At 50.3% G+C, this 10,924-nt stretch carries 10 protein-coding genes; 3 read left to right on the top strand and 7 right to left on the bottom strand.

Annotation, left to right across the window (positions count from 1 at the left end; all coding sequences use genetic code 11):
• Positions 1–892: hypothetical protein (locus tag KOO63_05290; GenBank protein MBU8921216.1), on the top strand; the 892-nt coding region annotated here is incomplete at its 5' end.
• Between the two features lie 132 nt (positions 893–1,024).
• Here KOO63_05290 and KOO63_05285 read toward each other — a convergent pair.
• Both KOO63_05285 and KOO63_05280 read right to left on the bottom strand, forming a co-directional pair.
• A complete protein-coding gene (locus KOO63_05285) occupies positions 1,025–2,521 on the bottom strand; it encodes a hypothetical protein (protein MBU8921215.1) in 1,497 nt (498 codons plus the stop codon).
• On the bottom strand, positions 2,518–3,561 hold the full coding sequence (locus KOO63_05280) for a protein kinase (protein ID MBU8921214.1): 1,044 nt from the start codon (positions 3,559–3,561) through the stop codon (positions 2,518–2,520). Before KOO63_05280 ends, KOO63_05285 begins: the two co-directional genes overlap by 4 nt.
• Before the next feature lie 443 nt (positions 3,562–4,004).
• Between KOO63_05280 and KOO63_05275 the strand changes: the two genes are divergently transcribed.
• Positions 4,005–5,027: a hypothetical protein gene (locus KOO63_05275; protein ID MBU8921213.1), complete on the top strand. Its 1,023-nt coding sequence runs from the start codon at positions 4,005–4,007 to the stop codon at positions 5,025–5,027.
• Positions 5,020–6,003 carry a hypothetical protein gene (locus KOO63_05270; GenBank protein ID MBU8921212.1) on the top strand — a complete coding sequence of 328 codons (984 nt, stop codon included), beginning with the start codon at positions 5,020–5,022 and terminating at the stop codon, positions 6,001–6,003. The genes KOO63_05275 and KOO63_05270 overlap by 8 nt, the downstream gene beginning before the upstream one ends.
• 34 nt (positions 6,004–6,037) lie before the next feature.
• Here the strand turns inward: KOO63_05270 and KOO63_05265 are convergent, their stop codons facing one another.
• From KOO63_05265 to KOO63_05245, 5 genes are all read right to left on the bottom strand, one after another.
• Positions 6,038–6,799: an HNH endonuclease gene (locus KOO63_05265; protein ID MBU8921211.1), complete on the bottom strand. Its 762-nt coding sequence runs from the start codon at positions 6,797–6,799 to the stop codon at positions 6,038–6,040.
• On the bottom strand, positions 6,790–7,290 hold the full coding sequence (locus tag KOO63_05260) for a hypothetical protein (protein MBU8921210.1): 501 nt from the start codon (positions 7,288–7,290) through the stop codon (positions 6,790–6,792). Before KOO63_05260 ends, KOO63_05265 begins: the two co-directional genes overlap by 10 nt.
• 497 nt (positions 7,291–7,787) lie before the next feature.
• Positions 7,788–8,825 carry a hypothetical protein gene (locus KOO63_05255; GenBank protein MBU8921209.1) on the bottom strand — a complete coding sequence of 346 codons (1,038 nt, stop codon included), beginning with the start codon at positions 8,823–8,825 and terminating at the stop codon, positions 7,788–7,790.
• A 135-nt stretch (positions 8,826–8,960) separates the two neighbouring features.
• Positions 8,961–9,959 carry a hypothetical protein gene (locus KOO63_05250; GenBank protein MBU8921208.1) on the bottom strand — a complete coding sequence of 333 codons (999 nt, stop codon included), beginning with the start codon at positions 9,957–9,959 and terminating at the stop codon, positions 8,961–8,963.
• A gap of 97 nt (positions 9,960–10,056) precedes the next feature.
• The coding region (locus KOO63_05245) for a hypothetical protein (GenBank protein MBU8921207.1) at positions 10,057–10,924 on the bottom strand (868 nt) is incomplete at its 5' end.

Here is a 10,924-nt window from a genome sequence, read left to right as displayed (position 1 = left end):
GGAATCAGTGGCCGAGTGTTGCCGGAATCGGTGGCCGAGTTGGCCGGAATACCCAACGAGAATGGAGGAGAGGGAGGCGGCAAAATACGAGAGGCCATTTCAGCACGTTTTGGAGCACATCAAACCAGAACGCGAGCGCAATCAGCGCGAAGTTTATCGCCAGTACTACTGGCGACATGTTCGGCCTCGACCTGCGATGCGGGCGGCGTTTAGTGGATTAGGAAAATATCTCGTTACGACGCGAGTTGCAAAGCATAGGCTGTTTGCATGGATTGCGGCCCCGACAATGCCTGATAGTTCCCTGATCGCATTTGCTAGGGTTGATGACTATTTTTTGGGTATTCTACATTCGCGATTCCATGAGATTTGGTCTCGAGGTCAGGCCACTCAGCTCCGTGAAGCAAGTAGTGGAACTCGCTATACCCCAACATCATGTTTCGATACGTTCCCGTTTCCGTGGCCGCTCGGCCAAGAACCCGATGATTCGTCCGAGGTCCTAGCAGTTGCTGAGGCTGCTCGGGAATTGGATGCAATGCGGACTCGTTGGCTGAACCCGCCGGAATGGGTCGGACAAAAGGTCCACACATTTGCCGCTGCGGAAGGCGGTCCTTGGGATGTCTCAATAAGGAATGGCGATACTGGCGGCGAAGGCGGCGAATACTGCATTGTTGAGCCGATCGATGCACCAGTTGAAATGAAGTTGAAGAAACGAACGCTTACAGCCCTTTATAACGAAATGCCGCGCTGGCTGTCGGATGCGCACAAAAAGCTGGATGTCTGTGTAGCAAAAGCCTATGGGGACGCAACTGGTGAATCTGGAATTCACGCTGGTGCCAGCGATGAGGAGTTCCTCGTATTCTTGTTGGAGCTCAATCAGCAGCGATCAGGTTGATTGGCAACGGACCTGGAGGGGATTCAATCGATGATATTCTTGCCAATGAGCCGGTATGATTCAATAGCAGCAGCGTGACGGTATGAGTCCGCATCTTAACTGGATGTCGGGACTACACAGGCAAGATCTCCGCTATGGATTGGCGTTTTTCAGCATATTGGTGTAGACGTCCAGTTCCGTCATTTTCTGTTTTTTAACGCGCTTCATTGCGTCTGCCGAAGTGGCTTTGGCAAAATCGCTCTCAGAATCGATTTCTGCGATCGCCCAAAAGCACTTTGCGATGGCTGCACCACGATACTCGCCGAGTCCGTCAAGTCCCTTTACAGACAGACTGTATAGGTCCCGTCCTTGTTCTGGGTTTCCTTGTTTGAATGCCAGCAGTCCGTTCGTTGCTGATAGAATCAATTGCTCTCTAAGCGGTAAAGACCTTTTATCGATTCGCCTCAAGAGTTCCGAGGCTTCTGATATTCGGCCTTGGCGCATTAGGGCAAATGCATAGTTGTTTGTCAGTATCGGATCGAATTGACGTACAAGAGCGGAGTCTCTGAGCAGCGAAATAGATCGACTGTCATCATTCAGGACTACAGAAGCAATGAAGGAGGCCTGTGCAAGCGGCCGAGAACTTAAGGGTTGAAAATCTGCCCACAGTCTGGCCGCCTGGATAGTCCTGTCATAGTCCTTCAAGTGGTAGTAGTGCTGGGCGCGAGCCTCATATGAGGCGGGGTATTCTTCCAGTTCTACTGTCGGAGAACTACTGAGATTGGCGGCCATCCATTCCGCTTGGGCAAGAGAATTCTCTGTTGGCTCGAGCAATGCCTTTCGCATAAATACTTTTGCTTTGCGTGACGAACCATGTGCCAATTCAAGAGTACTAATCGTGGCTGCAAGTTCGCTGCGGGAAAACTGAGAAAGGTTGTCATTTGCAACCAGTTGGCGACCAGGCCGCAGGCATCGATTCTTTAATCCTGCAGACTCAGCGATCGCGATCTCAGATGCTGCAATCCAAGGATCTGATTTGCATTGTGCTGACTTCCGAATAATATCGAGAGCTCTGTCAGGTTCGCCAAAATGAACAAAACAACGTGCAGCAGAACGTAGAACAAACCGGTTGCCTTTGCTGAGCCCTAGGGCAACTGACATACAGCGAATTGATTTGGATCGGCTTCCAGCAATCGCGTATAAAAGCGAGAGGTCTGCCCACGAGATCGGGTCAATTGGATGGGTAGCCGTTCGTGATTTTAGGGAGCTGATTCGAGAATTTATTGGGTCAGTTTTAACGGCAAATTGATCATCTTCACTGATATCATCCCTAGGGTCGACATAGTGTTTCGCAAGGGCGCGGACGTGTTTTTTTTCAGAGGAGACGTTGGTCAGAATGAATTTCGCTGCATCTAGAGCTTGGGCATTGTCAAAATCCGAAATAACAATGGCTTCGCCAACGAAATCCACGGCATGACTCAAGTTGTTGTCATTTTGCCACTTCTCTTGAGCGGATAAGCCAGCTCTGGTTCTAGATAAAGTGCTTCGAGAGGAGGACTCGGAACTAAGAAGCTGAAGCGCATTGCTGGCATGATAGCTCAACCATCTGGGGATCACTTGTCGTTTCGATTGGTCGAACGTGCCACTCATTTGAATCTCAATTCTGTTCGTCGCGCTAAGCGATCGAATCTTGAGACATACGACTGGAGGTCGTGCTGTGGTTTTAACGTAGATCGGACTTTCGAATCTCCTCGTCTGCGGGGATCTGGCTGGCAAAGCTGTTCGGCGATAAGAACGATCTCGTCAGTGAGATCCTGGGCGTAGGGAGAGATGGTGGACCGCAGATCGACTAGAATTTCTACAAAGGCATTTTCGATATAAGGTAAATCCCTGAGGAAGTCAGTTCGAGTGAAAGATTTATTTTGAGCCACAGAAATCTTATGGTGCAGAGCATGGGTTGCCGAGATGCCACAGGTCAGAAAGAACAACATGCTGCCAAGATGATACAAATCGGCAATGTAACGGTGATAGAAATCGGAAGATAAACGCCATCCGTAGGTTTGCTCTGGGGGTGCATATCCGACATCACCGGGGATAGGAAACCGGTCGGTTTCAGAACTTGCAGCAATATCCGAGGCTCTACCCAGGTCAGCTACCTTTGCCCCTGAGTCAGCAAAAAGTAAGACATTGGAGGGTTTTAAGTCCTGATGAGCAATGCCAACAGAATGAAGCTGTCTAAGTCCGATTGTTGTTTGGTGAAGAGTTCGCAGTGACCATGCGAGGTCAAAAGCTCCGAGTTTTTGAACGGTGCCGCGAAGGTCTCCAGAGGCCAAGTCGAAGATCAAATATGGCACATTTCCTAAAAGACCGTGATTGCCTGGGGCATTCACGGTCCCGTCTGATATTGGAGTCACGATTCGTCGGAGCGACCGATTCTCGCACTTCGCGAGTAGATCTCGCTCAAAGTTATATGCTGTTGTCATGGCTTGGAGTTTTCGCGGAGGATCCGGGCTTTGAAATGCTCCGGAAAAATCTAATGCCTTCAAGAAAGCTTCTCTGCCTGTGCTGTCCTCCACAAGATATCCTATGGAGAAATGGCCTCCTGTACTGTTCGGTAACCGGCGAATAATAGACTTCACTTTCCATCCGCCATGTAGGCTGAGTCCTTCTAGGCATTCGGAAGGTTTCACTTTCTGATCCCCTTTTTATGGAAAGCCGATGCTACATCGATCCAATGTATGTTTGAAGAATATCGTAACACCGTATGCGTTTCCATCAAGCAGGCATTTTCAGCTACGGGTCTCGATCCTGGTCCCGGGAAAATATGGTGTTCATTAGCTGACCTTCCATATTCTTGACGGCAATCCCCGACAATCGCAAGCTACCGAGATTCAGTGCATGGCTACAAATCGATCGTTGCGTGTCAGCTGAATGGTGGTCCCCAGTCTTTTCCTCTTAAAGACGTTGCTGAGATGCCGATAAATTGACTTGCAATTACAGTACTGACTTGCGAGAATAAAACTGCTTTGCGACTGCAATAGTGACCCGCGAGTTTCGTATTGACTTGCTACGGCATTGTGTTCATGGTATACTAATAGCGCAGAAAATAGTTCTCACATTGAGGGTCAATATTATGTATCAAGTTGATTACAAAGACGATAACACCATTGTAGAAGTCAAGAAGCAACTGACTGGTGTTAGAGACTTCCGCAACGTATTGCTTCAAATCGTCCACTATCTCACTCTTGATCCAGAAAAAAACGGCTATCTGCTACTCATAGACCCAAAAATGGGAAAAGAAAGTCTCAAAGTAGAATTTCGAGCTACCTGGGATGCATTGAAGCCCGATATCGCTCGTCGCCTTAATTACTTTGCTGCAAGGAATGGCAAGCTTACCGATGGATCCACGGATGCCCCTTTCCAGATCAACGATATTCTCCACTTTGAGAGTGAACTTCCGGGAAAAAATCAAATTGTATTGCCGCGTCCGAACTTGCAATCGGAGATTTTTCGAGTTCTTATTCTGAGTTGGATAGAGGGTCGTGGGCTATTGACGTCTCATGGGATTGCCAAAACGGTAGGCTGTTCCTATCGCACAGTGGCCAAGGCTTTGGATAAACTGGGTTCGGCCATTGAGCGAAACTCCGACCGTAGAGTCCAGTTACGATACTTTCCGAAAGAAATGTGGCGCGAGTTCGCAGCAACGGCAAAGAGTGCTCGCGCAACCGTGATGTACACTGACCATTCCGGTCAGCCCCGTTCAATCAACTCCCTCTATAAACGAATTGTTAGTTTACAGCGGCCCGATTTGGCGATAGGTGGGGGGATCGGCGCACAGCGACACTTCGGAGACCTTGACTTGGTCGGCGCACCGCGTCTAGATCTTTGCGTGCATGCCCACGACAAGATGTCGGTGCATCTGCCAATGGACCGGATCGATCCCGGGCTCAAGGAAACTCGAGATCCTGAACAGCCGGTCCGCTTGGCCGTACATTTTCTTAGGCGCCGGAAATCATTTTTCGCGCCAGCAGTCGATGGTTCAATGACCGCCGATCCCGTGGAGTGTTTATTGGATCTATTTCACGGTCGGCTGAAAAAGCAGGCTCACGAGTTCATGACCTATCTCGAATCTCAAGGAAAGAGTTACAATGACTGATCGCGTTCCAGCACTTAGTGGAGTCTCGCCCGCCATGGTTTTGCGGGAGATCGCAGCAGCCATTCCCGCTGACTGCAAAGGGAATATGATTATTATCGGCAGTCTTGCGGTGGGTTTCCGATACTTTGGTCAGGCGGAAAAGATGGTAGTGCGCACCAAGGATGCCGATTGTCTGTTGTCGCCGAACATTGAGGCCGTGCAGGCGGGAGTCGCTATCACCGAGCAATTGCTACACGCCAAATGGAGCCTTCGGTCTGAAGGTGAATGGACCGTCCCAGGCAATGAAAACACTCCGGATGATCAATTACCCATGGTTCGCCTACACCCCCCGCAGAAGAAGGATTGGTTCTTGGAATTGCTGACCGTTCCCGAGTCAGCAGCGAATCGGCGGAAAACCTGGCAGCGAATGCAGACCAAGTATGGCGATTTCACAATCTGCAGTTTTGGCTACCTGTCGTTGACCAACTTTAAGCCTCTTGAGACGGAATTCGGGATTTTTATCGCTAGGCCCGAAATGATGGCTCTGGCCAACCTACTTGAACATCCAAAAATTGGTCCCGAGGCGATGTCTGGTGGTTTCGGAGGCCGGGATGACGTCAAGCGCAGTAACAAAGACCTCGGTCGTGTAGTTGCCATTGCGCGCTTGGCCACTGGGGAAGACGAAGATGCTCTGCTCACTTGGGCAGACTCATGGCTTGAAGCAATGAAGTGCCGCTTCGTTGACGACTGGCGCGAGTTAGCAGCCGGAGTCGGCAGTGGCCTGCGAGAATTGCTGGCCAGCCCGGCGGATTTTGAAGAAGCCTACCACACTTGCGTTACAGGATTATTGGCGGAAGTACCACCGTCACTGGAAGGACTCCAAATTGCAGCACAGAGATTGTTAGCGGATGTCGTGAGAGTAGTGGAAGAGGCAGCTAGTATATCTGGATCTATCGGAACGTCCATCCAAGCCGATCAAGGGGCTCTGGATTCATAAACAGGCGCAAGCCAGGCGCTTGACGAACGGCCTACTAGCTGCTTGAGTCCTCTCGCTTTTCAACGATGCTAATAGTAGGGCTGCTGTTGCGGAGAACCCGAATGATCGCCAAGGGCCAGGGGGAAGCAGGCCCTTGGCCGCTCTCTAGCTGTTGCACCTCCTTTGCTCCAAAAACGAAAAACCCTTTCGCTTCCAAGCCTCTCAGCGATTGCGACAGATTATATGTGGCTTTGGTCTTATGAACTGGTTCAAGATCAGGCCATGTTTCCGCCCAGTCATGCAATTCCTGCAAGAAACCACCAACAAGCTGGACCTCTTCAGCAGACTCAAGCTCTTCATGATCGAACGAACTCGCGTAAGCGCCCTGTACGACCTCGATCAATCCACGGCCCGTCTCCAACCGCTCCAAGAACTCAGGAATATTATCCGGAATTCGCCGTATGCGAGGAGTAACTTCGATTGGAGATTCCTCCAATCGCGCCGATACCCATTGCTCATGGTTCTTTCGAAGGTCTCGCAATAGTTGCTCGGTGTAGGTCTCGACTTGATCGTCGACGACCTTGTGATGAACTCTACAAAGGAGCATGAGGTTTTCAACCAAATCGAATTTCTCAACAGGATAATTGGCTCTGTGCCTAGGCCCGCTCGGCTTTGGGGAAACGATATGGCATTCCTCCCCAACAACGGATTCTTCATCCGCGTCAGTCTTGTCAACGACAAGTTCGCAGCGGCACAATGCACAGCGATTACCTGCACGTCCCCAGAGTAACTTTCGGGTTTTGTCGGTTATCGCCATTGTCTCCTCTTGGTGTCAACGTAGGCTTCACCTGCAAGGGCGGCTTGGCGCGACACCACCACGGGCGAGAACGACTTTGTCTGGTGCAAGCTCTTAGATTGCCTTCCCTCCCACAACTTGGGCCAGTTTCGCCAATCGAATCGATCGTCGTATCCTACAAGCGCCATCGCCATCTCTTCGACCATCTTTTCGACATCGTCAACTACAGCGCCCGATACCGTTACATTAACAATTGTTCCGGCCGTTCCCGGTCCGTCGGGAACCGCATAGGACCGATGCCACCTAAATCGCGACGCGACTTGTTCGGAAAAGAATGTTTGAGGGTCATCGAACGTACCGTCGGGATAAAACCGCGCCATCTGGACCAGGAGACCCTTGAGCGAATTGATGTAGTCATATGACCCATTCACCATACGAGAAGTGACCCCTGAATCCCACTCCACCTGCGCGTTGTTTCTCAATTGCCGACCCAGTTCAGGCAAAGCGTTCACGAAGCGTAACCGTTCGGTCGCTCTCTTCTCTGAGTACTCAAAAATCTCTACAGTGTCGGCGGTCATCTCGGCACCTGCTTCAGTGATCAGCGATATAGCGTTCTTGTCAGCCTCGTCACGCCGAGATTCGACTCGTGTGTGCCACTCGTCCCTATATTTCCTAACGATAGGTTCGCTCAGCGTTCTGCCAAACCCGCCCGACACCTGGGTCTGGTTATGACACTCGAGACAAAGAACCGCCAAATTCGAGATGTTATTGTTGCTTGGGTCTTCGTCAAGGTGGTGCAATTGGACTGCTTTACCACGGGTTCTACAGTGACAGCATGTCGAATCCGACGCGAGCATCACGTCAGCGAGTACAGCGGCAGGAACTGCAGTCCTCTTTTTAGCCAAAAGTTACCTCAGATCAATCTAGACATTATGACTTCCCCAATAGCGGCTGACCCCCTGTTGACACGGGGAGTCCTCATAAGTGTTATACGCGCAACACCACGCACCTAATCACTAGACTTTGAAGCTTCTCCCTCACTCGACTCCAGTTTGGCGATCAGATTCGCAAGAAACATATACAACCCGAGAAGACCTTGCTTTGCCTCGGCTGAAGTAACTTCAGCATGTACGCCCTTTGACGCAGATTCATGTAGCCTTCGGACAAACGCCGCCAGATAGTCCATTTCCGCCAGAAACAGACTATTCGATGAACCGTCCCCTCCTATCGAACGGCAGAATTCCTGGAGGCGATTTAAGTATTGCTCAGCCCCCAGATGTCTTTCTTTTCCATCCAAGCACAAATAGGGAGTTTCCTTTGGCGGGAAATGGTAGTCGGCGATTACATGCACCGCCCTACGAATCGTCGCAAGAAGCAGAGCGTGATCTTCTGTGTCACTCGAACCGATGAGGCTTCCTGCTTTGATCAGCTTAGCATAGGCGTCAGGACAACGTTCAGCATAGTAGCTGTTAACTTCGACCTGCAACTCTCCTAAGTATCCGGTCGCGTCGGCCGCCGTTTTAAGTACTCGCTCGGTTCTCGTGGCGTAGTCCAGACACCTAGCGCGAATACGCTCAACCACCGTGTTACACATGTGGATTTTGTGACGCAGAAGTGCTTTTGGCACGGACAACTGGTCCGTAAACGCCGCTACATCATAGGCCCCCATGCCTTCCGGCAACGCCATATCTTGTATCGCTTTCTCCAATTGATCGACTTCGCGACTCAAATCGCCAACACCCATATCGAGAACTTTGGACTCATCCGAGTTACCGTCACCCGGCGAACGAACAGTCCTTTCCGCGATCCAACGCTTGGCTGTTCGCTCCCACAAAAAACTGCGGGCCTCTTTATTCAATTTCTCTGTTTCGTGAAAAAACTGATCCGCGAACTGTTCTTTGTCTGCATTCAATTCACGTAAAAACATAATTGCGTTGAACGTGTCACCGATCTTTCTTGCCAATCGCAGACACGCAAACACCGCCTTATCTACGTCGCCAGATTCAACATGATCGTAAACTCGCTCCACCAATTCGGCTTCGTTCAACTCACTTCCCCCGATCTGCGTCCATTTCTTGTCCGTATAAGGTTTGTTTCACCTGCAAAGACGATTGGTGCGGACCTGGCCCTGCTCGGCGCGTGACAAACGACCTTGTCAGGTGAAAAATATTGAAGCCACGACTCATTCTGTGTTTTCGCCGGTCCTCTTTTCGTAGCGAGCCAGAATCTCTTCCTTTCGCATAGGCTGGATTTGGTTTGGCGACAAGTTCAGAGCAAAATCGAACGACATGACTCCTACGGCGTGAGACCAGGGCTTGTCGAATTCTTCGGGGTTCTCTAGGAACTTAAATGAAATGTCTTCCCGCTCCCCCTTGTTTACCGCTCGCAGACAGGCGATTACGTTGTTTAGCGACAAACTGATCAACTTCGCACCCCAGAACATATTCTGCGGATTCCAATTGACCGACTGCTGGCGTATTCTGAAGTTCAGCCCCTTAGAATCCAATTCCTCTGCGGTGTAGTATGCCGAACCGAACTTACTTCCGCCCATGTTTTGCATTCGCTCCGGAGGACACGGAACCTCCGGCGATTCCTGCCTTCCAATTGCGAGCGCGAAGCCACCTGGTTTGATTCTCAGCCCATGTTTTATGCTGTTGTACTCCAGTCGCATTTTTTTGTCCAGAAAGTCGCCCGCAAACCTACGCCACAGTCCGCCAAATACTGTCGATATTTCATCTTTCTTCTCCACGTCAACGGCCATTCCAGCATGAACAACAGATGAGAGGTCATTCCAGGTTTCAATTTTGGAATTTACACAAGATAAAATAGGCCGACCTGCTTGGAGATCCGCCACCAACTCGTCAAGTTCGTGATTCTTATACTTTAACAACCAAGCCGGAATCGCACCGGGTGCCTGCACTAACGCGCCCAGCATTGCAAAGAGGGTTTCCAGTCCCTGAAGGTATAGCGACCTAAGAGCAATAGCGGAAGACTGGCACTCGCTCTCTTCAACTCTTGCTAAATGTATCTCGGCAATATTAACAAAATAGTCGGGATCCAACTCGGTGAGGAACCGGAGAACCGCTTTCGATAGATCGAACTCCCATGCGCAGTGGGCTTTTCTGCCGGTCACGAATGGATAGTGCTGCAATACATGTTCAGGCACGAACTCACCGTCCAATATTTACTGTGCATCTAAACCGTTGGCGTCACCTGCAAAAACGATTGGCGCAACACTGCCATGGGCGAGGGGCGGCCATGTCAGGTGTAAGCTCGTGTTAGCTGGGCGACGGCCCTTCCTTTCGCAATCGCACGAATTCGTCATCTGAGATTTCGCGGTCTTCATACGGAAAACGGTCTCGGATTTTCCATTTAGGATGAACTTCAACTACTTCATGCCATGGTCCCACGCGCGCACAACTATGCAGATAGACCTTTTGAATGAACGGCTTTTTCTCCCATTCTTGTCTAATGTATACTTCTCCAGCGATGTCATTCAGAAACCATGGCAGAAGCCCTGCCCCTGCAAACTGATAAGCGATTACTTCCCCGAGACACTGAAGAGCCTCAAGGGCCAATTGCCGATCATTTGTATCTGTCTCGGGCCGAAAATGAATGGCAGAATGGCGTTTTTCCATTAGCGCCCGAAAAGCATCGCTAGCATTCACCTCCAGAACACCCCATTCTTCAAGCGTATCGATAGCTAAGGCCCAATCGTCGAACGAAGATTTCCGATACACTTTCTTATAAGAGGGCTCGGACCTGTAGTCATCGCGCAGTGCCAACAGTAGGTGATTCAGAATTCGCTCACCGAGGGCACAGGCGCCAACTAAAGACGGGTAGTACGCTCCAACTACAAAGGCCCGTCTAGCTTGCTCATAGAACCTATTGTGGAAGCCGAGGACCGAAAATTTCTTTGGTCCCAGATCGATGAAATTGGCCTTTTTTGCTTCAAATTGATCCTCGCCAAACTCAGCTACAAGACTGGCGATTGTCTTATCCTTGTTTTCTTTCAGCATCTCGCGGGCTTTTGAGTCGCAGTCACTATTGACGGGCGTTGTCAGAGACAGCACCCTGGAATCGAAGTCCCACCGTAAGCTTCCCCCAAATTCGGAGAATCTAAAAGTAGAGCTTTCTGGCATAATA

Source organism: Candidatus Latescibacterota bacterium (genome assembly GCA_019038625.1).
In the GTDB taxonomy this organism is placed as follows: domain Bacteria; phylum Krumholzibacteriota; class Krumholzibacteriia; order Krumholzibacteriales; family Krumholzibacteriaceae; genus JAGLYV01.
This window is presented reverse-complemented; position numbering and strand designations above follow the sequence as displayed.